Genomic DNA, 22,038 nt, shown 5'->3' with positions numbered 1-22,038 from the left:
CGGGGCTGTGACATGAGCGGCTCCGCCGCGGGGGCGCGACCAGCCACAACAAGGCAGCAGACGACGGACGACCGTCGCGGCACATCCGTAGTCGCCCGATAGCGCTATCCGGCGAACCAACGCACAGGCCGCGGCGCGAGGTTCTGATAGACGTGCTTGCTCTCGCGGTACTCCGCCAGCCCCGCAGGGCCGAGCTCACGCCCCACCCCGCTCTTGCCGAACCCGCCCCACTCCGCCTGCGGAAGATAGGGGTGGAAGTCGTTGATCCACACGGTCCCGTGCCGCAGCCGACCCGCCACCCGCCGGGCCCGCCCCGCGTCGGCGGTCCACACGGCGCCCGCGAGGCCGTACTCCGTGTCATTGGCGAGAGCAACGGCCTCGTCCTCGGTGCGGAACGTCTCCACCGTGAGGACGGGCCCGAAGACCTCTTCGCGCACGACGCGCATCTCGCGGTGGCACTGGTCGAGGACGGTCGGCTCATAGAAGTAGCCGCCCTCGGGGCGTTCCGGTGAGGGCTCGGGACGCCTGCCGCCGGACCGCAGCACCGCACCCTCCGCGAGCGCGGAGGCGACGTACCCCTCGACCTTGGCACGCTGTTGCTCGGAGACCAGCGGACCGCACTCGACGCCGTCCTCGGTGCCGCGGCCCAGGCGGATCCGGGCGGCGCGGCGGGCGAGCTCGGCGACGAAGCGCTCCCGTACGGACTCCTCGACGATGAGGCGGGAGCCGGCCGAGCAGACCTGGCCGCTGTGGATGAAGGCCGCGTTCAGGGCCTGGTCGACGGCGGTGTCGAACCCTTCGTCCGTCGCGCAGGCGTCGGCGAAGACGACGTTGGGGTTCTTGCCGCCGAGTTCCAGGGCGACCTTCTTGACGCTCGGGGCGGCGGCCTGCGCCACCTTGGTGCCGCTGACCAGGCCGCCGGTGAAGGAGACCAGGTCGACGTCGGGGTGCTCGGCGAGCCGGGCGCCGACCGTGTGGCCTGGGCCGGTGACGATGCCCGCGACGCCGGTGGGGAGCCCGGCCTCGGAGAGCAGGTCGATGAGCGCGATGGTGGTGAGCGGGGTGATCTCGCTCGGCTTGATCACGAAGGTGTTGCCCGCCGCGAGAGCCGGGGCGATCTTCCAACTGGCCTGGAGGAGCGGGTAGTTCCAGGGGGTGATCAGTGCGCAGACCCCGACCGGTTCGTGCACGACGACGCTGTGGATGTCGGGCGAGCCCGCGTCGACGACCCGGCCCGGAGCCTCGCCGGCCACCAGGTCGGCAAAGTAGCGGAAGGCGTCGGCGACGCAGTCGATGTCGACCCGGCCCTCTTCGACGGTCTTGCCGGCGTCACGGCTCTCCAGCAGCCCGAGCCGCTCGCGGTCACGCACGAGGAGGTCGGCGACGCGGCGCAGCAGGGCGGCGCGCTCGGCCACGGGGGTGCGGGGCCAGTCGCCGTGGTCGAAGGCGCGCCGGGCGGCCGCGACCGCCAGGTCCGTGTCCTTCTCGTCGCCCTCCGCGACCAGAGCGAAGCCCTGACCGTCCGCGGGGTCGATGATCTCGCGCGTGGCACCGGAGACGGCTTCCCGCCACTCCCCTGCCACGTGGATGGTCGCCTGCGCGTCCAGCCCCTGGGTTTCCGCTCTCTCCGCCATGATCCGTATTGCCTTCCGTTCCTGTTCGGTGCCCCTGAGTGACACGTGTGTCCCTCACGAGGACCGTGAGCACCTGCCCCCCGCCTCCGGTTGCATGCGCAATCCATGGCGAAAAGTGCGCTGCGTCACTGAAAATGCGGGCAAACGGGGCGGAAAGGGGGCGGAACAGAAGGGCGAGAGGGTCAGTCGGTGCCCGGATCCGGGTCGCAGGTCGTGTAGGGCGGGCAGAACCAGTCCAACGCCGTGGTGAGCTGGGCGAGTTGGTCCTCGTGGCTGTCGGAGTCGGGGCCGTAGGACGCGATGGCGTAGATGTTGCCGTCCGCCGCGACGAAGCGCTCGTCGTAGACGTGCCAGGTGCCGATGTCCGGCTCGCCCTTGATCGTGTCGGCCTTGTATTCCAGCCGTGAGCCGATGAACTCGCCGTCGTCCAGCTTCTGCAGATCGAGCTTCTTGAAACCGGCGGGCTTCTTGGTCTGGCCGGACAGGTACAGCTCGAATGAGGCTTCGGGCGACGACTCCGCGACCTGGTACACCTGCAGCCGGTGCTCCTTGTCCGAGCTGCGGTAGTTCACCACTGCCATCCCGTACTGCGAGGCGACGCTGCTGCGCGACCACCCCTCGGGTATCGCGATCCGGAACCCCTCCGTGTCGTCACGCAGCTCGTACCCTGCGGGCGGCGCGGAGGCCGAGGGGGACGGCGATGCCGTGTCGTCGGCGAAGGGCGACTGCGAGACGTCCGGCGACGCGGAGGCCGTCGCGGACGGCGCGGAACTGGCCGCCACGTGCTTCTTTCCCGCCCCGTCGTCCTTGCCGACCACCAGGGTCAGTACGAGGCTCACGGCGACCCCGACCACGGCGGCACCGACGACCACGGACCAGACGAGCCGCCGGTTGAGCCCTGCGGCGGGTGCGGGTGCGGGGAGCGGCTCCGGGGGCGGCCAGGAGGCACCGCTGGACCACTCCGGCACGGCCCCCTCGGCCCCGGGACCGTGCCAGGCGCTGTCCGCACCGCCGACGGGCCAGCCCTGTGCGCCCACGGTGGGATTCTCCGGCCCCACGGTGGGTGCCTGCGTCCCCACGGTGGGAGCCGAGGCCGGGGGCGCCGGGTAGGCCGGGCCGGTGGCCGGCGCCCCTTCGTTCGCAGGCGCCGGCACCGGCAGCGTCGGTTCGGCCGCCGGGCTACCGCCTGTGCCGTCCTCCCAGCGCTGGGTGTCCTCGTTCCAGTACCGCTGTCCCCCGCTCATCGTGCCCCTCTCACCGCCCCAGGAGGCCGGCCAGGGCGCCGGCGGAGGAGAGGAACGTGACCAGGGCCTGGGAGTCGGTGAGCAGTTCACGCAGGCGCTGGCGGCGCGTGGGCCCCGCCTGGCCGGTGCGGGTGATCTCGGCCTCCGTGTCGGCGAGCGCCTCGCCCAGCGCGACCGTCTGCCCGGTGCTGTTCACCAGGGCCAGGTCCTCCCGCAACTTCCGTACGGCCGCGAGCAGTTGACGGGTCTCCTCGTCCGGCTGCGCTCCCGTGCCGTGGTGCACATGGCTTTCGGCGCTTGCGTTGTGGCCGGCGGCGACCGCGTTGTTGCTGCCCGAGATGTCACCGATGCTGATGCTCGGCTGTTCACTGGCCATTGCTGTCGGCCCCCTTCTGCGGCGCCGCGCCGCCCGAGACGTTGGAACCCGAGGAGTGGGACGACGAGGCGGAGTTCTGCATGCCCGCCGCGATCGAGTTGTTGCTCCCGGAGATGTTGCCGATGTGTACGTCGCCGTTGCTGATGTTCACGACCTTCTGCATGAACTCCCCGGTCTCGTAACCGGCTTCGGCGAGCGCGGCCCGCACCCCGTTCGCGACCCGGTCCTGCACGCTCTTCAGATAGCGCGCCACGTCCATCTCCTGGAAGAGCGAGCCGGCGGGCGTCGAGCCCAGTTCACGCACCGACAGCGCCGGGCCGTCGGGCAGCGCGCCCGCGTACCCGCCGGTCAGCAGCCGCCACACGTACACCAGGCCGCGGCCGAGCTGGGCCAAGGAGCGCCCCGCCGACCCGGGCACCAGGACCACGGCGCCGGCCGCCTTGCCCAGCACGTTGTTGTTGCGGAACCGGTGCGCCGTACGGTCGGCGTCCTTGAAGTCCGCACGGACCGGCGTCAGCACATGCGGCGCTATCTCCAGCATCAGCATCCGGCCCTGAGTGTGGATGCGCACGAAGACGGTGACGACCAGCTCCTCCTCCCAGCCGCCGACGCGGATGCGCAGGAAGTGCCGCCGCTTCTCGGCGCCCTCCTCGACCGCCCGCGCGCGGTGCTCCTCGAAGGCCTGCGGGGTGTACGGCGCCTGGTCCCGGGTGAGCAGGCCCTCCGCGGGCAGGAACACGCACTCGTCGATCTCCAGCCAGCGCAGCCGGTCCCGCACACCCGGGCCCGCGTACTCGGCCGGGACGCGGAGCTGTTCGAGCAGCGGGCGGATCCGCTTCAGGACCGCGCCGTTGCTGAGCGGCTGCTGCTTCTCCAGCTTGTCCGGCTTCAGCTCGACGGCCAGCACCCAGGTGTCGTACGCCGCTCCGGCCCCGCAGAACGGACGCGCCTCGTGGTACATGACCAGCGGCGCGTGCTGCTCGACGCGGATGCGCTGCTTCAGCCGCTGGAAGCGGGGGTTCTCGGCCTGCTCGGCGGGGTCGGAGGCGGCGTCCGGGAAGCGCTGCGGGGACAGCTCGGCGGCCAGTGCGCGGCTGAACTGGTGGCGCTGGGAGTGCACGCACCAGGCGATGAGCCCGAACACGGCGAGCGTGAGCCAGGCCTGCCACGGCTTGATCGCGTCGGCGATGCCGCCCGGCGAGATCGCGTCACTGATGCTCGGCGAGTCCGAGTAGCCGTAGCCGTAGTCGGAGCCGTACGAACCGTAGGAGGGGGTGTCGTCCGAACCGCCGCCGAACCCGGCGACGACGGTCAGGACCAGTATCGTCGCGAAGAACGTACGGCCCCACCAGCGGACGAGGAACGCGGCGACCCGGCGGTACAGCGGCGGCTGTTCGCCGCGGCCCCTGACCCAGGGTGCGAGGGCGAGCAGCACGCTCGGCCAGAGGAAGAGGAGCAGCAGAAAACCGCTGAGGGCCGAGCCGACCACCCACAGCCCGAGGATCGCCCCGGCCCACAGGAGTTCCTGGCGGCGGGCGCGCAGGGCGTGCGCGAGGACGCGGGCGGCGTCGAAGCCGAGCGAGGGCGCGACGATGCGCTGCTCGTTGAGGTGCAGTTCCTCGATCACTCGGTCGCGGTAACCGGAGTCCAGATAGGTGCCCGCGCACAGCAGCCGGGTCGCCTCGCTGGCGTGCGGCGGAGTGGCCGGTGGTGTGGGTGGCGCCCCGGTGGGCGTCGTCGGCTGTGGTTGCTGTGGCACATATGCGGTGCTCACGCGAACTCCCCCGATGCGTGGAAAGACCGTTGTCAGACGTTCAGTTGACAAACCATCAGCATAGAGGGGCGGATGGGACCGGTGGAAGCGGAATGCCAAGGGGCGGACACGGAGAGCAGGGATGGACTCCCCGATATTCTTTGACTAAGGTCAAAGAATGGAGCCAGGACATACGGAGCCGGTGTCGACGGAGCAGGTGGCGGCCCTCCGCCGGTTCAACCGCTACTTCACCCGCCGTATCGGGGCCCTGGACGACCACTACCTCGGCCAGGACCGCCCGCTCGGTGAGGCCCGTCTGCTGTTCGAGATCGCCGGGAACCCGGACGGGGTCTCCCTCCGGGAACTCAGGAGCCGCCTGGGACTCGACGCCGGCTACCTCAGCCGCATGGCGAAGGCGCTGGAGGCACAGGGCCTGGTCCGGCTCAGCGTCCACCCGGACGACAACCGGCTGCGCATGGCCCGGCCGACGCCCGCCGGACACGTCGAGGTCAAGGAGCAGAACCGCCGGGCCAACGCGCTCGCGGCAGGCCTGCTGGACACCCTCGCCCCCGGCCAGCGGACGCAGCTGATCGACGCGATGGCCACCTCGCAGCGCCTGCTGCGCCTGGCCGCCATCACCGTCGAACTCGTCGACGGCGCCGCCCCGGACGCCCGCGCCTGTCTGGACGCCTACGCCGCCGACATCGACGCGCGCTTCCCCGAGGGCTTCGACCAGTCCGACCTGGTGGGGCCGGAGGAGGTGTCCGGTGAGGCGGGCGCGTTCTTCGTCGCGTACGAGGAGGGCCGCCCGGTGGGCTGCGGGGCGCTGCGCCGCCTGGAACCCGGCGTCGGCGAGATCCGGCACGTGTGGGTGCATCCGGAGGCCCGGCGCCTCGGCCTCGCCCGCCGGATCCTCGGCGCACTGGAGGAGGCGGCCACCGCGCGCGGCTGCACCGTCGTACGCCTCGACACCCACGCGAGCCTCACCGAGGCGCAGGCGATGTACCGGGCGTGCGGCTACACGGAGATCCCCGCCTACGTCGATCACGTCTACGCCGACCACTGGTTCGAGAAACGGCTGTCAGGCCAGGCCGGCTGACCACCGGGCGAGCAGTTCCGGACCGTCCGCCGCAGCCAGGCGTGTGCCGGGTCGGCGTCGTGCCGCGGGTGCCGGGCGAGGCACAGGCGCAGCGGCGGGAGCCGGAGCGGCACGTCGAAGGTGACCAGGCCGGGGGTTGCCGCGGGCGGCAGGGCCCATGAGTCGACCAGCGAGGCCGGGAAGGTGGCGACCGCCCCCACCACCCGGCGTCTCAGGCCGAGTTCGGCGAGGGCCGTGTCCACCGGCTCGTGCAGCCTGCCCCGCCGCGACACGAGCAGGTGATCGCCCTCCGAGGCCAACCGCTCCGCCGGCACCGGGGGTCGCGATCGTGCCGCTGGTCGTCGGCATGGCGCTCGTCCCGAAGCCGGCGGCGCGCTGGGCGCCACGCCCGCGCCCGGTCATCGGCGCCGGTCTCGCACTGATCGGCCTCGGCCTGCTCGGCGCGTCCACCGCGGAAGCGGGCCCGCCCGACGCCCTGTACGCCTGCTGGCTGCTCGTCATCTCGGCAGGCGCGGGCCTGTCGATGCCGGCCCTCACCCTCGGCGTCGTCACATCGCTCCCCGCCCACCAGGCGGGCCTCGGCTCGGGCCCGCGAGATCGGCGCGGCCCTCGGCGTCGCCGGCACCGGCACGGTCCTCGCCTTAAGCGTCCTGGCCCTCGCGGCAACCGCAGCGTCATGGGCGGCTATCGCCAAACCGCCGACCCCTCCCGTGCAACGGCCGCGTCCGCCGACGCCAAGCAGCCCGTCGCATGACCACCGGAGTCCATCGAACAGGCCCGCGAGATCAGCCGTGAAAGGGCGCGGCCCTCGGCGTCGCCGGCACCGGCACGGTCTTCGCCTTAAGCGTCCTGGCCCTCGCGGCTACCGCAGCGTCATGGGCGGCTATCGCGAAACCGCCGACCCCTCCCGCACCATGGAGCCCGTCTCCTGACCGTCGGTATCTGAAGGGGCACGGGACCCGCGTTCGCAGCGCTCAGCACTGTGCCCCGGTCGGGCAGAAGGAGCGGACCGCCATCCTCAGCGGCTCCCGGACCCGCTCGGGGGCGAGGGCCACGGGACCGCTGGAGCGGATCGCGTAGAGGGTGCCGTCGGCCGCCCGGAAGCGGTGGTCGATGACCTGGCGGGTGCCCTTGTGCTGGTCGTCGTAGCGGTAGGTCAACTCCGCCCAGGTGTCGCCGTGGTCGCGCTCGACGACCTCGTAGCCGGGCTGCTTGGCGAAGCCGTAGCCGGGGTCGGTCTCGGCGAGGGTCAGGGAGTCGTACGGGGTGGGCTCGGTGACCAGGAAGATCTGCAGCTGACGGGCGTCGGAGGGGGCGTCGTAGTAGACGATCCGCGCCAGCTTGCCCTGCTCCTCACGCCGGGTCCAGCCCTTCGGGACGTCGATCGAGTAGCCGACGGGGTCCTGGGCGCGGCGGTAGCCGACGGAGGGGGACGAGGACGTCAGGAGCGAGGCGGACGCGGTGGGGGTGGGCGTGGGCGTGGGACTCTGCGGCGGGGTCGCCGTGACGGTGACGCTCACGCTCGGCGCGGGCGCGGCCCCGGTGCCGCGCGCATGGTCGCGGGTGAGGTACCAGGCGCCCGCTCCGCCGCCCGCGCCGAGGACGAGCGTGGCCGTGAGGACCGCCAGGACACGGCGGGCTCTGCCGCGCGGCTGCGCGGGAGGCGGTGGCGGCGCCCAGGTCGGCGGCAGGACACCGCCCGTGGGCGTCGGCCCGAAGCCCCAGGGCGGCGGCGCCTGACCCGTCTGCGTCTCGGCCGACGACCAGGGCGGTGGAGTCGCCGGCTGCTGGGCGGCCCAGGCCGCCTGGCCTCTCTCCTCGCTCGGTTCACGCTCCGGCCCGGAACCGGAGCGGCCGTCGTCGTAACCGTCCCAACCGCTCATGACACGCCCCCCGAATCCCCCCATTGGGTACCGCTTCTGACGGTAGCGGCGAAAACGGCCACGGGCCCCGTTCCGGAAAGAACCGGAACGGGGCCCGTGCAGGGTCGTGACAGAACCGTCGACGAGGAGGCTCAGATCAGGCCGAGACCGCGGACCGCCTCGCGCTCCTCCTCGAGCTCCTTCACGGAGGCGTCGATGCGGGCGCGGGAGAACTCGTTGATGTCCAGGCCCTGGACGATCTCGTACTGGCCGTCCTTGGTGGTGACCGGGAAGGAGGAGATCAGGCCCTCCGGGACGCCGTAGGAGCCGTCCGAGGGGATGCCCATGGAGGTCCAGTCGCCGTCCGCGGTGCCGTTGACCCACGTGTACACGTGGTCGATGGCGGCGTTGGCGGCCGAGGCGGCGGAGGACGCGCCGCGGGCCTCGATGATCGCCGCGCCGCGCTTGGCGACGGTCGGGATGAACTCCTCGGCCAGCCACTTCTCGTCGTTCACGGTCTCGGCGGCGTTCTTGCCGGCGACCGTGGCGTGGAAGATGTCCGGGTACTGGGTGGCGGAGTGGTTGCCCCAGATCGTCAGGCGCTTGATGTCGGCGACCGTCGAGCCCGTCTTCTTCGCGAGCTGCGTCAGCGCGCGGTTGTGGTCGAGGCGGGTCATCGCGGTGAAGCGCTCGGCCGGTACGTCCGGGGCGGCGGCCTGCGCGATGAGCGCGTTGGTGTTGGCCGGGTTGCCGACGACGAGGACCTTGATGTCGTCCGCGGCGTTGTCGTTGATGGCCTTGCCCTGCGGCTTGAAGATGCCGCCGTTGGCGGAGAGCAGGTCGCCGCGCTCCATGCCCTTGGTGCGCGGGCGGGCGCCCACGAGGAGGGCGACGTTGGTGCCGTCGAAGGCGACGTTCGGGTCGTCCGTGATGTCGATGCCCTGCAGGAGCGGGAACGCGCAGTCGTCGAGCTCCATGGCCGTGCCCTCGGCGGCCTTCAGTGCGGGCGTGATCTCCAGCAGGCGCAGCTTGACCGGCACGTCCGCGCCGAGCAGCTGGCCGGAGGCGATGCGGAAGAGCAGGGCGTAACCGATCTGGCCGGCCGCGCCGGTGACGGTGACGTTCACGGGAGTGCGGGTCATGGCGTTCTCCGTATGACAGCTGGCGGTGGGCGTCCTTGCCCTGGGGTGCGGACGTACAAATGATCGATCTCTTGGCGTCAAGAGATCCACCGCTCAGGCTATCGCGCATCCGGGATCCCGGACGGCCGGGTCCGTGTGGCCCGGCCCACAGAATGAACCGGCGGCTCAACCGGCTCAGAAGAAATACTTGACGGGAGGAATAGTCGCCCCCATCCCGGGCACGCGAACCGTACCCCCACGGGAGTCCGGCACGGTCGGTCCCCCCACGGCGGCCGCCCCAGTCCCCCCTCTCCCGGACGGGCGGCCGCCCCTTCTTCTGCCCTGCTTTGCGCCCTACTTCGCGCAGCCCTTCTGCCCGGACGCCAGCGTCGCGCAGGCCGTGGCCTCGCCCGCGTCCTTGACCGCGACCATCGGCGTGTAGGCGATGTTGTCCCCGGCGGCCGTGATGCTGTCGCTCTCCTTGGCCCCGCCCGCGGTCACCTGGACGGAATCGCCCTGGGTGGCCTGGGTGATACGGCCCCACGCCGCGCCGCACGTCTTGCTGTAGCGCACCTCGACCGTGGACGTGCCGACGACGGCGGTCTTGGCGGTGGTGACCGAGGCCGCGTCCTTGGTGCAGCCCATGGCCTCCGCGTCCTTGCCGGTGCAGGAGGCGCCACTGCACTTCACTCCGGCCGGCAGGTCGGTTTGGGCGCTGACGGACGGGGACGGCGAGGCACCGCCCTGGTTCTTCTTGCCCGAGCCGTTGTCGGTCAGATAGAACACGGCCGCTATCACGACCAGTACACCGACGAGACCCGCGAGGAACATCGTCAGCTTCCGCCTGCCACCGCCCGAGGAGGAGCCCCCACCGGACCGCGGAGCCTGCGGCGGCTCACCGAACGGACTCGGCTCCTGCGGTGTCCAGCCGTGACCGCCGGCCGCCGGCCGCGGCGCCGGAGTCGCGGCCCCGGCAGCACGCCCACCGGACGGCGCCGGGCCCTTGTACCCGGCCAGCCCCCAGGAATTGGCGCCGGAGGAGCTCTCCGGCGCATCCACCGAGGGTGACGCGCCGCGCTCCCGTACCGCGTCCGCCGCGTCCCGCACCTCCGGGCCCGCCGGCTGCGGCGGCACCGTCGGCGCCACGCCCGCCGGTCCCGCGATCCCCGGCGTCACCGTCGCGCTGCCGGACCTGCGGGCCGTCGTACTGCCCTGGCTGCTCGACTTGCCGCCTGCCTTGGCATTGGCGGGAGGCGCCCCGAACTCACCGAGCGCGGCGCGCGCCTGGGAGATGCGGATGGCCTCCATGGTCATGTCGTGGCGCATCTCCGAACGGCTCCAGGCACGCTCGGCGAGCTCCCACATGGTCGTCAGATGGATCGGGTTGGTACCCGTGACCTCGGCCAGCGCCACGATCGCGCCCTTGGGCGCGAGCAGCCGGCCGTTCAGATACCGCTCCCAGGACGTCTTGCTGTAGCCCGTGCGGTCGGCCACCGACGCGATGCTCAGGCCACTGCGGTCCACGAGCCGGCGCAGCTGGCTCGCGAACTCCCTGACCTGCGGATCCAGTTCGTCCGGCAAGGCCCTCCAACGAGGCATTGCTTCCCCCCTCTTCCCCCCGGTTGGTGCTGGTGTTCCTCGCGTTCCCCCGCGCGTGGTGCCCGTTTCTGGCTACCCACAGGGATGCGCCCAGTAAGGATCTCAGTTCCCGGGATGGGGGCGCACGGGAGCGTTGGGGCGGTCCGGAATGCACCGTTGCACGCCGACGCGACCGCGGTCCAGTGTCCCACCGGCGACCCCCTCCGCCGCCCGGCCGGACCCGCCCACCCTAGGGCCCTCATCGAACAACTCCGTGTCAAATCCGCAAACTTGTCAATACATCGACACGGTAGACACACATGGACAACCTCGCCCGTCACGGGCGTATTCACCCCGCTCAAGGGCACCTCACCCGAGCGCGAGGACGCCCACGACCGCGATCACCAGCATGAGGAGCAGCAGCAGTACTGCATACAGCAGCAACCGCCCGCCCGGCCGCCGACGCGTCTCCTCGGGCCTGTCCCACCAGGGCAGGGTGGGGTCGTCCTCGTACTCCTCGCCCGGCTCTTCGCCTCCCCCGGAGCTGCCGGCGGGTTTCGCGGGGAGGGCGGCCGGGCGTGGCCACGCCTGCACCGCCAGTTCCCAGCGCACCCCGAACCGCTCGGCCTCCGTGTCGGCGAGGCCCGCGATCCGGCAGAGGGCGGCGACCGCCTGCCGGGGCGGCGGCTGGGTGGCGTTGAGATAGCGGTGCCAGGAGGACTTGCTGTACGCGGTGCGGGCGCCGAGCGAGACGAGGCTGAGCCCCGTCCGGTCCTTGAGGAGCCGCAGCTGCTCCACGAAGTGCCGCACCTCCGGCGGCAGATCGTCCGGCAGCGGCTGCCAGCCGCCCATCGCGCACCTCCACGGCGTCCCTGGTGAGTCCCGGTCGCGTCGTCGCCCGGTCTGAGCAGGTGACGAAGCCGACCGCCCATTGGTTCCCGCGTTGCGGAACGGTCACCTCCGTGCCACAGCGCGCTGACAGGCGTTGAAGGGGCCGTTCGCCGTGCAGGAGGGTTGGTATCGGCGACGACCCGCCCTTGCTCGGGGGAGAGGACGGCCCGTCGTCGTGAAAGGTTCCGTACGGGGACCAACTGCTCACCGTGATGTGCAGCGTGTCCTTCAGCAGACTCTTGCAAGGAACGCCACGGCTTCAGTCCTGGGAGGAATCACATCCTCGCGGTCGCGGCGCGGAGCGATATCGCTCGAGCGGTGCTCGGCTGCGAAGCGGCCGGGTTCCGCGTACGGCGGAGCGGTGCTGCGTCCACACGGATGGCACGTTCACTCGGTCGAGTGATTCATGGCGAACACATGGTGGGCTCGCTGGGGACTGGGGGCGCAGGCCGCCCAGCACGTCATCAAGAAGACCTGCGACGCGTACGCCACGCTGAAGGCCAACCTGAAGGCCGGGAACCTGGGCAGGCCGGGCTCGAAACGCTACCGCCGCGCGTTGGAGAAGCCGATCGTCTTCCGCCCAGAGGGCGCACAGCCTTATGACGACCGGATGCTGTCCTGGCAGATCGACCAGCGCCGGATGTCGATCTGGACGGCCACCGGGCGACTTTCCCAACGGAGTCGTTGCAGCGGGCGGTCGTCCACGAGGCGGCCTCCGGCTCCCTGCGCGCCGCCGCCGATGGCCTCGAGCGCACCACCGGGCACAGGATCGGGACCCGGCAGCTGATGGAGGGCTGCGTGCGCGCGGCCGCCGACATCGATGCCTTCCCTACGGCCACCGGCACCGTCCACAGGCCCGCCGCCGATGGTGGTGACCTGCTGGTGCTCAGCTGCGACGCCACCGGCGTGAACATGATCCCGGCCGGGCTGCGCGAGGCCACCCGGGCTGTCGGCGAAGCCCAGGCGCAGGCCGGCCCGCAGCCGCCCTCGGCCCAGCTGGCCGACAAGGAACGCGGCGGGCGGCGCCGGATGGCGACCGTCCCGCCGTCTACGACGCCACGCCGGTGGTGCGCGCGGCGGCCCACATCCTGCCCCGCACCACTGCTGAGCGGGAAACGCGCCGTCGCGAGGCACCCCGCGCCCGGCAACGGGAGGTCCACGCCTCCCTCACGCATACCGCGCGGACTCACAGCGTGCCAGCCAACGCGGGGCGAGTTCTGCGACCAACTCGCCCAGATGCTGGCGCGACAGCCCGTGGAAGGCTGGAGGGGACGTGACTGCGCGGGCCTGGTTGATCTTCACACGCCAGACAACTCGCGCGGGTGTCTCCATGTCCCCGTACTCACCCACCAAGATCAATCGAGGTCGACCCATTAGGGTCCGAGACATGACACCTCCCCTTGCCGGCAGTGCCTTCGACTTGCTCCGCCTCGACGCCGTGCCCGACCAGGAGGCGCTGCGGAGGGCCTACGAACTCCCCGGTGACGCGGCCGTGCGCAAGCAGATGACCGAACTCACCGAGCAGACCCGGCGGTTGATCGGCTGCTCGTCGCTGGTCCTGGTCGCCAGCGCGGACGCCGAGGGCAACTGTGACGTCTCCCCGCGCGGCGGGCCCGCCGGGTTCGTGGCCGTCCTGGACGCACGGACGGTAGCGATACCGGATGCGACCGGCAACAAGCGTCTGGACACCCTGCAGAACGTCGTCGCCACCGGACGGGCCGGGCTGCTGTTCGTCATCCCGGGGCGCACCACGACGCTCAGGGTGAACGGCCGGGCCTGCGTCTCCACCCGCCCGGAACTGCTGTCGCAGCTGACTGCCGTGGGCAAGCCGCCAGTCAGTGCGCTGGTGCTGGGGATCGAGGAGGTCTACCCGCACTGCCCCAAGTCGCTTCTGCGCAGCGGGGCCTGGAAGCCGGAGCAGTGGCTGCCTGCGGACGCCCAGCCGACCTCGGCCGAAGTGACGCTGGCCCAGCTGCGGATGCCGGAGCTGACGATCGCCGACATCGAACAGGCGGAGGCGGATTCGCTGAACTACCGGTACGAATAGCAGGCCGACCAGCGGTTGCTGAACCACCAGCCCGCCTGACGCCCGGACCAGCACGCCTCAAGATCAATCGCGGGTCAGCCCGTAAGCGCAGGTGCGCCGGGCGGCGGTCGTTGTGGGATCCCTGCGATCGCACTCGTGCAGTCCGCTCCAGGTTCCTCAAGGAGTAACCATCGGTCCGGTCCCGACAGTCGTCGGCGTAAGCGGTGCAGCCTCAGGGCCTCGTGGTCCGAGCGGCGGGCCCGGGCGTCCAGTTTCTGCTCGATGAGGACGAGTTGGTGGAACGGGCCGGCTGCCCAAGGGTGTTCTGGTGCCGCACTTCGGCGTCGTCAACTACCTGGGCTGGTGCAAGGAGGGCTACGCCGCGCGCGGTTCCGGCGGAGCGCCGTCGACCCGTTGGTCGCACTGCTCGACCGGATGCTCGACGAGGGCTTCGTCTCGGCCCGCGACCACGCCTTGATCCGGGTGGCCCCCGACGCGCGCACCGCGCTGGACGCGGTCGGTGTGCCGGCACCGTTGGAGGTACCGGCCGGCGACGGACATCAATCGGTTTCGGAGAAGCTCCGAATTCACCGCTCCGGCCGGTTCCATTCGTCCACCACGGTCAATACGTCCTTCAGCGTTCCGACCACCGCATCCGGGACCGCGTCCCGCGCGACCAGTTCATTTTCCGGAATGCTGCTGTGCGGCAGCAGAATGGTTCGCATTCCGGCCTGCTGAGCCCCGTACACGTCCTCGAAGGCCCGGTCCCCGACGAATGCGCAGGCCCACGCCGACACCGCGCCCAGCTTCGCCATCACCGTCGCGAAGATGTCCGGGTGCGGCTTGGTCCACGCCATCTCGCTGGAATAGACGCTGGCGTCGACGTGGCCGAGCACCCCGTCCCGGTCGAAGATCTCGTCGTGCCAGCCGGCAGGCCACAGGGTGTTGGAGAGCACGCCGATGCCCAGGCCCCGCTCACGCAGCCCCTCCAGCGTCTCCGGGGCCTGCGGGTCGATCAGGGTGTGCGCCTCCCAGGCCTGCCGGTAGGCCGACAGGGCCCGTGGTGTGGGCGTCACCCCGGCGTGTTCGAAGACCTCGTCGAGCCGGGCCGAGCACTGCGTCTCGCGACAGCGCGCCATCAGCTCCACCTCGGCCCGCAGCAGCCTCTCGCCCACCTCGGTGGCCTCCCGCGCGCCGACCCCGTCCAGGGAGGCCGCGGTCTCCTGCCAGATGCCCGGCAGGTCCACCGTGTGCCAGGGGGTGAGGGTGCCCGCCCAGTCGAAGATCACGTACTCGACGGCCATGCCGCCTCCTTCACGCTCGTGCGCCGTGCGCCGACTGCCACACGGCGATCTGCAACAGCACCAGGCCCGCCACGCACACCCCCAGCAGACAGGGGCCCACGGCCCACCAGCCGTCGACCGCCGTCACCGCGAGCCCGACCAGGGGTGGTGTGGCCAGTGCTCCGATACTTCCCAGCTGGGCCACCAGGCCGTTGGCGGCCCCGAGGTCGGAGGTGGCGCGTACGGCCAGCGGCACCGCCGCGAACACCGTGGCCACCACCAGCTCGTTGGCGAGCGCGATGATCAGCGCGCTGCCCACCGACAGCCCGAGTCCCCCCGCCCCGGCGAAGGCGGCCAACGCCCCGGCCGGCATCAACAGAGCGACCAGGAACAGGTACGTCACCCGGACGCCCCGTACCAGCAGCCAACTCGCCAGGAACCCGCCGGCCACCCCGGCCAGCGACACCACCCCGGTGAGGGTGCCGGCCGACTCGGTGGACAGGCCGAACTCCTCGTGCAGATAGGTGGGGTAGAGGGTGACGAAGGCGACGATCGACCCGCTGATGGTCGCGAACCCGGCGCCCAGCGAGACAGGACGCGCGAGCCGCCGCACCCGCGCCGCCCGGTCCTGGCTCCGCGGCCCCGTCGCGTCTGCCCGCGCCGCCACCGGCACCGCCGGCAGCCGGGTGGCACCCGCCGCGACCACGAGCGTCGCCGCCGCGGCCACCGTCAGCCACCCGCGCCAGTCGAGCCATGCGGACAGCACCCCGCCCGCGAAGGAGCCGAGCGCCAGGCCCACCGGCATGAACGTCCCCCAGATCGCCAGCGCCCCGGTCAGCCGCTTGCCGTCGCCCAGCGCGAACAGCAGCACGGGAGCGACGATCACCACGACGACGTACCCCACGCTCTCCGCCAGCCGGCCGGCCAGCATCGCGCCGAAGCTGTCGGCCCGGGCGCACAGCAGTCCGGCGAGACCCATCACCACGAGCCCCGCGACCAGCATGCGGTGCGGCGGCAGCGGCCGGAGTAGATAGCTGACGAACAGGCCCAGGACGGCGGCGACCGCGGTCACCAGCGAGGTGAGCAGCGCGACTTGGGCCAGGGAAAGAGAGAGGTCCGCGCGCAGCGCCACAGATATCGGCGTCATTTTCCCCATACTTGTGGCGGCGAAGACACCGGCCAGATAAATTAGGCAGAACTTCCACCGGAACGCGCGAGTCTCGCGCCTTTCGAGTTCTTCCGAGGTCGATTGCATTCCCCCGCCCCGCTTGGCGACTTCGATCTCCTCTGCCATCAATCCCTTTCCTTTCTCTTCGATTTCCGGGAGTCATTCTGTGGGGTGCGACGTGCTCGTGCTGGGCTCGCTCGTGGTGGACCGCAAGTACTTCGCCGCCAGCACCACCCTGGGCGGGGTCGAACTCTGGGGCGTGCAGCGGCACTACGGCGGCGTCGGCCGCAACATCGGGGTCAACGCGGCCCGGCTCGGTGCCCGCGTGATCTTCGCCGGCCTGTCCGGGTTCGGGCAGGACGCCGCAGACATCGAAGCGGACCTCACCGGCCTCGGCGTAGGGCTCCACGTGTTGCGCACCGCCGACGGGACGGGCCGCTGGGACGTCCTGCTCGACGCGGAGGGACGGCAGATCACCTCCCGGATAACGCTGCCCGACCCGGCCTCCGCGAAGCCCCTCGCCGGAGCCGCCCTCGCCCGGGCCGTCGCGGTGGCCAAGGCCGTGGTCGCCGAGGGTGGGCTCGACGAGGACCTGCTCACCTGGGTGTCACGGGAGGCCAGGAAGAACGGCACGCCGATGTGCTGTCTGCCCACCCGGCAACGGGACTTCGGCCCGCGCGCCCATCTGCTGCCGCTGTACGACGTGCTGCTGCTCAACGTCCGCGAGGCCGAGGCACTCACCGGACAGCGGGCCACCCCGGCCGAGCAGGCGCTGCGGTTGCTCGGGCTCGGGCCCCGCGTGGTCGTGGTGACCGCGGGTGCGGCCGGCGCCACCGTCGCCACTGCCGAGCAGCCGGTGCCGCTGACCCTGCCCGCCGAGGTCGGGCCATGCGCCGACGACACCGGGGCCGGCGACGCCTTGGCGTCTGCGTTCGTCGTCCACCTCGTACGGGGCGCGAGCCCCGTGGCGGCCTTGGCTCTGGGGCTGCGTGCGGCGCGGCACACGATCGGCTGCCGGCAGAGCACCTGCCGGGCCCTGGCTGCGGACCCGGCGCTCACGGAGCACCGCACCGGGCGGTGGACGCCACCCGGTGCGCGTGCATCGTGATACCGTCCGCGGCCAGCGCCCGGGCGATGGTCTCCTCGTCGTAGGAGGCGAGTCCGCCATCGGTGAGGATCTGCAGATCCGTGGAGTGCATGTCGATCTCGCCGATCCGGGCCTGCTGGATCGCGCCGACGTTGTCCCCGGCGAATCCGGGCCGCAGCGCGTACTCGCCGTCGGCCAGGAAGGCGAACATCAGCAGGTGATAGCCCCCCTGCTCCCAGGTGCCGGTGAACTCGTAGACGGCGAACAGCGAACAGGAGCGCACGGCGATACCGGTCTCCTCGCGTGCCTCCCGCAGAGCCGCGGCCTCGGCCGGCTCGCCCGGCTCGATGCCGCCTCCAGGCAGCAGCCAGTTGTTCGCGTACGGCCCCTTGAGCTGGCGGATGAAGGTCACGGTGCCGCCTGGCCCGGGGATCACCATCAGGGCCGCGGGCAGCGCTCGCGCGAATCGATCCATCGTCGTGCAGTCCTCACTCGGTGCGGTGTCGGTGCGCGGTTCAGTACTCGGTCGGCCAGCCGTCCGGCGGGATCACCAGGGCCAGTCCGATCCGTTCCCCCTCCACCTGGCCCTTGCGGTAGTAAGGCTCGGTCCGGGTGGTGAAGCCGTAAGTGGCCAGTGCCTGACCTGGGTTGGCGAGGTCGGGGCCGCAGATGACCACCTTGGACCGTACGTCGAAGGCCATCGCCTCGCGCACCAGTTCCTGACTCGGCGCGTCCGTTTCGATGTATGCCACGAACTCGCCCCGCGCCTTGACCGAGTAGTGCACGGACCTGATCGGATACCCGAGGCCCTGCAGATGGGCGTACATCAGGTACTCGTTCTGGAAGCTCATCAGGGTCAGCCCCGACCGGGCTCCTGCCACGATCGTCGGCCACGGCGCGCCCGGCGCGGCGAACACTCCGGTGACGGTGAGGACGTTGCTGCGCCGCGCTTCGGCGTAGTAGCCCTTGAACTCGCCGAACGGCCCTTCGACCTCGTCCCGCTCCTCGACGAACCCGGTGACGACATGGGTGGCGTCGTCCGGCACCGGCGGAAAACCGCCCACGCCCAGCGAGCGGCCGAGGAGCCGCGCCGCGATGTCGTAGTCGTCGCCCTCGGCCGGCAGCCGGGAGGCGGCCACCACGGTCACCGCAGGGTCGGCGCCGAGGAACAGCGAGATCGGCATGGGGTGACCGGTCTCCAGCCAGGCGAGCAGATTGCGGTGCCCGTCGGTGCGCGGGTCCAGGAAGATCCGTGCCTTGTCGGGGCCGACCACCTGGGTGCGGTAGAAGCCCAGGTTGACGCCGCTGCCGTCGGGCCGCGTGGTGACGCCGACCCCGGCCGTGATGTACGGCCCCGCGTCGGCGGGCCGGTGCTGGAGGATCGGCAGATCGTCCAGCAGCGCGGGCAACTCCCGCCGCGTCACGGCAGGCCGCTCGGCGGTCCCGTGTGACGGGACGGGCCCGGCGAGCCGCCGAGAGATCTCCGGAAGGTGCTTCTCCTCCGTCGTGCCCAACGCGGCCAGGAGCACCTCCCTCGGATACGGGTGGCACAGCACCCGGGTACCCGGCCGCTCGGCGATGTTCGTGAACACCACCGTCGGCCGGGCCCCGTGCTCCTTCTCGATCCCGGCGAGCGCCTGCGCCACCTCGACGCGGCTGCTGATCCGCCGGTCGTACGTGTACAGGTCGACGGCGTCGTAGCAGCCGGGCAACCCGAGCGTGGCGGCGTCCGCAGACCGGGCCAGTCCGCTGCCCGGGAAGCCGCCGCCCGGTCCGCGGCGTCTCACCGGCGCACCCGTGCCGCAGCCGGGAACGGGCGGCAGTCGTCCGTGGTCTCCCGGGCCGTCTCCCATGGGAAGACGATCCAGTCGTCGACGACCGCGGGGCAGTGATCCGGCTCGTAGCTGCTGCGGTGGTTGCGTACGACCGCGGCGAACCGCATGTCCTGCCGGGCGACCCCGGCGGCGGCCAGGAACTCCAGGACCGTGTCGGCGGTCGTGCCCGTACCGACGATGTCGTCGACGACCAGCACCTTGTTGCCGGCGCCCAGTCCGACGGGTACCGGGCCGTCGATGACCGGGCGCTGCTTGGCGGCGTACCGGCTGTCGTCGGCCGTGCGGCGCACCCGCACCGTGTGCATCACCGGCACGTCCAGCGCGCAGGTCAGATATCCGCCCGCGGCGAGCCCGCCGCGGGCCACGGCGAGCACGGCGTCCGGCACGAAGCCCGCGGCCCGCACCTCTTCGGCGATGTCCTCCAGCAGTTGCCCGAAGGTCGCCATGTCGAGGAGGTAGGGACCCTGCCGGGTCCACATGCCGGGCCGCTCGCCCGCCACGACGTCCCGCGCGGTGGCCTGCGTCCCGCTCATCCCGCCACCGCCTTCGCGGCGTGGTCGGTGTCGATCTGCACCGACCGCTCACGCGCGTGCGGAACGTTCTCCGCGCGGCCGGCGGCCGTCACCCGGATGAACTCGGCCTGCGCACGGAAGGCGCCCAGGTCGCGGGCGCCCGAGTAGCTCATCGCGGACTGCACGCCACCGATCAGCTGGCGCAGCGTCCGCGACAGCGGCCCGGAGGCCGGGAAGGTCGCCTCGACCCCCTCCGGGACGTAGTCGTCCAGCTCCTCCTGGGTGACCGTGCCACCTGCCGCCCTGCGCAGGGTGAGCTCCATGCCGAGCGAGACGAAGCCGTTGCTGACCCGGTAGTGGCGGCCGTCCCGTTCCACCGGGGTGGCCGCGCTTTCGTCGGCGCCCGCGAGCGCCGAGCCCAGCATCACCGCGTGGGCCCCGGCCGCGAGCGCCTTGGCGATGTCACCGGCCTGCCGGATGCCGCCGTCGGCGATGATCGTCACGCCGGCCTCCGCAGCCGCGTCGGCACAGTCCATGACGGCGGTGAGCTGCGGCACGCCGGTGCCCGCGACCAGCCGCGTGGTGCACACACCGCCCGGCCCGATCCCCACCTTCACTGACTGGGCGCCGGCCGCCGCCAGGTCTCGTATGCCCTCCGCCGTGGCCACGTTGCCCGCGATGAGCGGCGTGTCGGGGTAGGTGGAGCGCAGTTCCTTGACGGTGTCGATGACCTGGTCGCTGTGTCCGTGCGCGACATCCACCAGCAGGATGTCCGCGCCGTGCGCGACCAGTTGGGCCGCGCGCTCGCGCCAGTCGCCGGTGACGCCGACGGCTGCACCGGCCAGCAGCCGCCCCGCGGCGTCGAGCGTGGGACTCTGGCCCTGCTCACCGTCGACCTGTACGGCCTTGACCGCGTCCAGTTGGGCGACCTGCTGCTCGACGGTCTGCATCCGGTGCAGGATGCCGAGGCCGCCCCGCTGTGCCATCGCCGCCGCCATCCGGTCGCCGGTGCACCACTGTGTGTTGGCCGAGACGACCGGCACCCTCAGGGTCAGCCCGGGCAGCAGCTCGCTGCTGGTGTCGGCCTGCCGCCTGCTGGTCAGCGAGGTGCGCCGGGGTACGAACAGGACGTCGTCGAAGCTCAGTCCGGTCCGCCTGGGTTCGGAGATCCGCATGCCGTGTCCTCTCCTCAGCAGGTGCGGTCGTTGGTGAGCGTGATGAGCTCGCTGCGCAGCGCCGCGTCCTTGAACGCGCCCCGCCACACTGCGGTGGTCATGGTGGCGGGCGTCCGGATGCCGCGCATCCCCATGCACAGGTGCTCGCCGCGTCCGACGACCGCCACGTCGGGGGAGCCGGTGAGCCGCTCGACGTCGTCGCCGATCTGCTGCGACAGCTGTTCCTGCGACTGCAGCTTGTGGGCGTGCTGGTGCGCGATCCGGGCGAACTTGCTGAGGCCCAGCATCTTCTGCCGCGGCAGATAGCCGATGGTGAACCGGCAGGAGAACGGCAGCAGGTGGTGCTCGCACAGCGACCACACGCTGATGCCGGAGACGGCGACCAGGCTGCCGCTCGCCGTGGTCTCGAAGAGGGTGTCCACGGTCCCGGGGTCGTACCCCATGAACTCGCGCCACCAGCGTGCGTAACGGGCCGGCGTCTCCTGGAGCCCCTCACGGTCGGGATCCTCGCCGATCGCCACCAGCAGTTGGCGGGCGATCGACTCCAACGGGTCCTTGTCCTCCCTTTCCAACAGCGCCAGATCCTCGGTCAACACTTCGATGCTGCTGCTCACTCAGACACCCCGCTTGCTTCCCCACACGTTGACATGCAGTCGTCCGGACAGATTCCACTTACGTGCCGCCACTTCATCGGCGAGCGTGCGCATTCCCGAGTCGATTTCCTCCGGGGTCTGCCCCCTGGGCATGACCCACACGTTCTTGAGATCGAACCGGCGCACCAGTTCATCGACCTCCGCCAGATCGGCGGTGTCGCCGCAGACGAACTTGAAGGAGACCCCCGGCAGTTGGGTGAACCGCCGCAGAGCCTGCGGAACGATGCGCCGCTCCTCGGCGACCCCCGAGTGCGCGAGCTTCGGAGACACGTTGAACCGAGCCCCGGCCGCCGCCAGCGCGTCGCACGGCTCCACGGTGCCGTTGGTCTCGAACTCGACCGCCACCCGGTGTTCCCGGAGGGCCCGGATCACGGGCAGTACCCGGTCCTGCTGGCTGAGCGGTTCACCGCCCGAGACGACGATCAGGTCGACACCGAAGCCGAGCAGCCGCTCGGTGACCTCGGCGACGGTCAGCGCGTGCAGCTCGTCCGCCGCACGGTAGGCGATGCCGGTGTCCGACTCGCCCTTCCAGTCCCACGTATACGGTGTGTCGCACCAGCGGCAGGTCAGATTGCAACCGCCGAGACGGAGGAACGCACACGACCTTCCGGTGGAAGGTCCTTCTCCCTGTATGGCGCTAGGTAGGTCCGAACATCTCGTTCACCACGAGCTTCGGAACCGCCATCTTCACCACCCCCTTGAGCCCGACCGGGCTCGTCGATCCGGAACGGCGTCCGGGTA

At 71.5% G+C, this 22,038-nt stretch carries 19 protein-coding genes and 3 pseudogenes; 5 read left to right on the top strand and 17 right to left on the bottom strand.

What is annotated here, in order from left to right; all coding sequences use genetic code 11:
* Nucleotides 1-104: 104 nt before the first annotated feature.
* The 4 genes from ACWC1K_RS10835 to ACWC1K_RS10820 all read right to left on the bottom strand — a co-directional run bounded on the left by ACWC1K_RS10835 (nucleotide 105) and on the right by ACWC1K_RS10820 (nucleotide 5,028).
* A complete protein-coding gene (locus ACWC1K_RS10835; RefSeq protein WP_450830232.1) occupies nucleotides 105-1,634 on the bottom strand; it encodes an aldehyde dehydrogenase family protein in 1,530 nt (509 codons plus the stop codon).
* A gap of 182 nt (nucleotides 1,635-1,816) precedes the next feature.
* Nucleotides 1,817-2,878 (bottom strand): hypothetical protein, encoded by a 1,062-nt coding sequence (locus ACWC1K_RS10830; protein WP_450830231.1) that lies wholly within the window; start codon nucleotides 2,876-2,878, stop codon nucleotides 1,817-1,819.
* Between the two features lie 10 nt (nucleotides 2,879-2,888).
* Entirely contained in the window at nucleotides 2,889-3,254 is a 366-nt protein-coding gene (locus ACWC1K_RS10825; protein WP_351462372.1) for a hypothetical protein, read from the bottom strand.
* Nucleotides 3,244-5,028: a hypothetical protein gene (locus ACWC1K_RS10820; RefSeq protein WP_450830229.1), complete on the bottom strand. Its 1,785-nt coding sequence runs from the start codon at nucleotides 5,026-5,028 to the stop codon at nucleotides 3,244-3,246. The genes ACWC1K_RS10825 and ACWC1K_RS10820 overlap by 11 nt, the downstream gene beginning before the upstream one ends.
* 157 nt (nucleotides 5,029-5,185) lie before the next feature.
* Here ACWC1K_RS10820 and ACWC1K_RS10815 point away from each other — a divergent pair, with 157 nt between their 5' ends.
* Nucleotides 5,186-6,106: a GNAT family N-acetyltransferase gene (locus tag ACWC1K_RS10815; protein WP_450830228.1), complete on the top strand. Its 921-nt coding sequence runs from the start codon at nucleotides 5,186-5,188 to the stop codon at nucleotides 6,104-6,106.
* On the opposite strand, the pseudogene ACWC1K_RS10810 reads toward ACWC1K_RS10815, so the two are convergent.
* Nucleotides 6,058-6,414: pseudogene (locus tag ACWC1K_RS10810) on the bottom strand (LysR family transcriptional regulator); the annotation flags it as partial. The gene ACWC1K_RS10815 and the pseudogene ACWC1K_RS10810 overlap by 49 nt on opposite strands.
* Here ACWC1K_RS10810 and ACWC1K_RS10805 point away from each other — a divergent pair.
* A pseudogene (locus ACWC1K_RS10805) lies at nucleotides 6,411-6,747 on the top strand (MFS transporter); the annotation flags it as partial. The pseudogenes ACWC1K_RS10810 and ACWC1K_RS10805 overlap by 4 nt on opposite strands.
* Before the next feature lie 333 nt (nucleotides 6,748-7,080).
* Here the strand turns inward: ACWC1K_RS10805 and ACWC1K_RS10800 are convergent.
* From ACWC1K_RS10800 to ACWC1K_RS10785, 4 genes are all read right to left on the bottom strand, one after another.
* Complete coding sequence (locus tag ACWC1K_RS10800; protein ID WP_450830227.1) at nucleotides 7,081-7,989, bottom strand: hypothetical protein; 909 nt, start codon at nucleotides 7,987-7,989, stop codon at nucleotides 7,081-7,083.
* Nucleotides 7,990-8,120: 131 nt separating this feature from the next.
* Complete coding sequence (locus ACWC1K_RS10795; protein WP_030930180.1) at nucleotides 8,121-9,110, bottom strand: malate dehydrogenase; 990 nt, start codon at nucleotides 9,108-9,110, stop codon at nucleotides 8,121-8,123.
* A 333-nt stretch (nucleotides 9,111-9,443) separates the two neighbouring features.
* On the bottom strand, nucleotides 9,444-10,688 hold the full coding sequence (locus tag ACWC1K_RS10790; RefSeq protein ID WP_450830226.1) for a DUF2690 domain-containing protein: 1,245 nt from the start codon (nucleotides 10,686-10,688) through the stop codon (nucleotides 9,444-9,446).
* Between the two features lie 348 nt (nucleotides 10,689-11,036).
* Nucleotides 11,037-11,519 (bottom strand): helix-turn-helix domain-containing protein, encoded by a 483-nt coding sequence (locus tag ACWC1K_RS10785; RefSeq protein WP_450830224.1) that lies wholly within the window; start codon nucleotides 11,517-11,519, stop codon nucleotides 11,037-11,039.
* A gap of 463 nt (nucleotides 11,520-11,982) precedes the next feature.
* Between ACWC1K_RS10785 and ACWC1K_RS10780 the strand changes: the two are divergent.
* Both ACWC1K_RS10780 and ACWC1K_RS10775 read left to right on the top strand, forming a co-directional pair.
* Nucleotides 11,983-12,228, top strand: a pseudogene (locus ACWC1K_RS10780) (RNA-guided endonuclease TnpB family protein); the annotation flags it as partial.
* A 717-nt stretch (nucleotides 12,229-12,945) separates the two neighbouring features.
* Nucleotides 12,946-13,605, top strand: coding sequence for an MSMEG_1061 family FMN-dependent PPOX-type flavoprotein (locus tag ACWC1K_RS10775; protein WP_450830222.1), 660 nt, complete (start codon nucleotides 12,946-12,948; stop codon nucleotides 13,603-13,605).
* A 566-nt stretch (nucleotides 13,606-14,171) separates the two neighbouring features.
* Here the strand turns inward: ACWC1K_RS10775 and ACWC1K_RS10770 are convergent.
* A complete protein-coding gene (locus ACWC1K_RS10770) occupies nucleotides 14,172-14,888 on the bottom strand; it encodes an HAD family hydrolase (protein WP_450830220.1) in 717 nt (238 codons plus the stop codon).
* A 10-nt stretch (nucleotides 14,889-14,898) separates the two neighbouring features.
* Nucleotides 14,899-16,122 (bottom strand): MFS transporter, encoded by a 1,224-nt coding sequence (locus ACWC1K_RS10765; RefSeq protein ID WP_450830359.1) that lies wholly within the window; start codon nucleotides 16,120-16,122, stop codon nucleotides 14,899-14,901.
* A gap of 79 nt (nucleotides 16,123-16,201) precedes the next feature.
* Between ACWC1K_RS10765 and ACWC1K_RS10760 the strand changes: the two genes are divergently transcribed.
* Complete coding sequence (locus ACWC1K_RS10760; protein ID WP_450830219.1) at nucleotides 16,202-17,143, top strand: carbohydrate kinase family protein; 942 nt, start codon at nucleotides 16,202-16,204, stop codon at nucleotides 17,141-17,143.
* Here ACWC1K_RS10760 and ACWC1K_RS10755 read toward each other — a convergent pair.
* The 6 genes from ACWC1K_RS10755 to ACWC1K_RS10730 are packed head-to-tail and all read right to left on the bottom strand — an operon-like array spanning nucleotide 17,091 to nucleotide 21,867.
* Nucleotides 17,091-17,597 carry an NUDIX domain-containing protein gene (locus tag ACWC1K_RS10755; protein ID WP_450830217.1) on the bottom strand — a complete coding sequence of 169 codons (507 nt, stop codon included), beginning with the start codon at nucleotides 17,595-17,597 and terminating at the stop codon, nucleotides 17,091-17,093. The two genes, ACWC1K_RS10760 and ACWC1K_RS10755, sit on opposite strands and share 53 nt — an antisense overlap.
* Nucleotides 17,598-17,637: 40 nt before the next feature.
* Nucleotides 17,638-18,909, bottom strand: coding sequence for a UbiD family decarboxylase (locus tag ACWC1K_RS10750; protein WP_450830215.1), 1,272 nt, complete (start codon nucleotides 18,907-18,909; stop codon nucleotides 17,638-17,640).
* A complete protein-coding gene (locus ACWC1K_RS10745; protein ID WP_450830213.1) occupies nucleotides 18,906-19,490 on the bottom strand; it encodes a phosphoribosyltransferase in 585 nt (194 codons plus the stop codon). Before ACWC1K_RS10745 ends, ACWC1K_RS10750 begins: the two co-directional genes overlap by 4 nt.
* Entirely contained in the window at nucleotides 19,487-20,644 is a 1,158-nt protein-coding gene (locus tag ACWC1K_RS10740; RefSeq protein WP_450830211.1) for an IMP dehydrogenase, read from the bottom strand. The genes ACWC1K_RS10745 and ACWC1K_RS10740 overlap by 4 nt, the downstream gene beginning before the upstream one ends.
* A gap of 14 nt (nucleotides 20,645-20,658) precedes the next feature.
* Complete coding sequence (gene folE, locus ACWC1K_RS10735; RefSeq protein WP_450830209.1) at nucleotides 20,659-21,258, bottom strand: GTP cyclohydrolase I; 600 nt, start codon at nucleotides 21,256-21,258, stop codon at nucleotides 20,659-20,661.
* A complete protein-coding gene (locus ACWC1K_RS10730) occupies nucleotides 21,259-21,867 on the bottom strand; it encodes a radical SAM protein (protein WP_450830357.1) in 609 nt (202 codons plus the stop codon).
* Between the last annotated feature and the right edge of the window lie 171 nt (nucleotides 21,868-22,038).

This window comes from Streptomyces sp. NPDC001492 (genome assembly GCF_053597275.1).
Note: the sequence above shows the minus strand (reverse complement) of the source record. Positions and strands in the feature narration are given on the sequence as shown.

What these genes read in the sequence shown, in the direction of transcription:
- ACWC1K_RS10835 (WP_450830232.1), bottom strand. Translation starts at nt 1,634, where the DNA reads ATGGCGGAGAGAGCGGAAACCCAGGGGCTGGACGCGCAGGCGACCATC.
- ACWC1K_RS10830 (WP_450830231.1), bottom strand. Translation starts at nt 2,878, where the DNA reads ATGAGCGGGGGACAGCGGTACTGGAACGAGGACACCCAGCGCTGGGAG.
- ACWC1K_RS10825 (WP_351462372.1), bottom strand. Translation starts at nt 3,254, where the DNA reads ATGGCCAGTGAACAGCCGAGCATCAGCATCGGTGACATCTCGGGCAGC.
- ACWC1K_RS10815 (WP_450830228.1), top strand. Translation starts at nt 5,186, where the DNA reads ATGGAGCCAGGACATACGGAGCCGGTGTCGACGGAGCAGGTGGCGGCC.
- ACWC1K_RS10800 (WP_450830227.1), bottom strand. Translation starts at nt 7,989, where the DNA reads ATGAGCGGTTGGGACGGTTACGACGACGGCCGCTCCGGTTCCGGGCCG.
- ACWC1K_RS10795 (WP_030930180.1), bottom strand. Translation starts at nt 9,110, where the DNA reads ATGACCCGCACTCCCGTGAACGTCACCGTCACCGGCGCGGCCGGCCAG.
- ACWC1K_RS10790 (WP_450830226.1), bottom strand. Translation starts at nt 10,688, where the DNA reads ATGCCTCGTTGGAGGGCCTTGCCGGACGAACTGGATCCGCAGGTCAGG.
- ACWC1K_RS10785 (WP_450830224.1), bottom strand. Translation starts at nt 11,519, where the DNA reads ATGGGCGGCTGGCAGCCGCTGCCGGACGATCTGCCGCCGGAGGTGCGG.
- ACWC1K_RS10775 (WP_450830222.1), top strand. Translation starts at nt 12,946, where the DNA reads ATGACACCTCCCCTTGCCGGCAGTGCCTTCGACTTGCTCCGCCTCGAC.
- ACWC1K_RS10770 (WP_450830220.1), bottom strand. Translation starts at nt 14,888, where the DNA reads ATGGCCGTCGAGTACGTGATCTTCGACTGGGCGGGCACCCTCACCCCC.
- ACWC1K_RS10765 (WP_450830359.1), bottom strand. Translation starts at nt 16,122, where the DNA reads ATGCAATCGACCTCGGAAGAACTCGAAAGGCGCGAGACTCGCGCGTTC.
- ACWC1K_RS10755 (WP_450830217.1), bottom strand. Translation starts at nt 17,597, where the DNA reads ATGGATCGATTCGCGCGAGCGCTGCCCGCGGCCCTGATGGTGATCCCC.
- ACWC1K_RS10745 (WP_450830213.1), bottom strand. Translation starts at nt 19,490, where the DNA reads ATGAGCGGGACGCAGGCCACCGCGCGGGACGTCGTGGCGGGCGAGCGG.
- ACWC1K_RS10740 (WP_450830211.1), bottom strand. Translation starts at nt 20,644, where the DNA reads ATGCGGATCTCCGAACCCAGGCGGACCGGACTGAGCTTCGACGACGTC.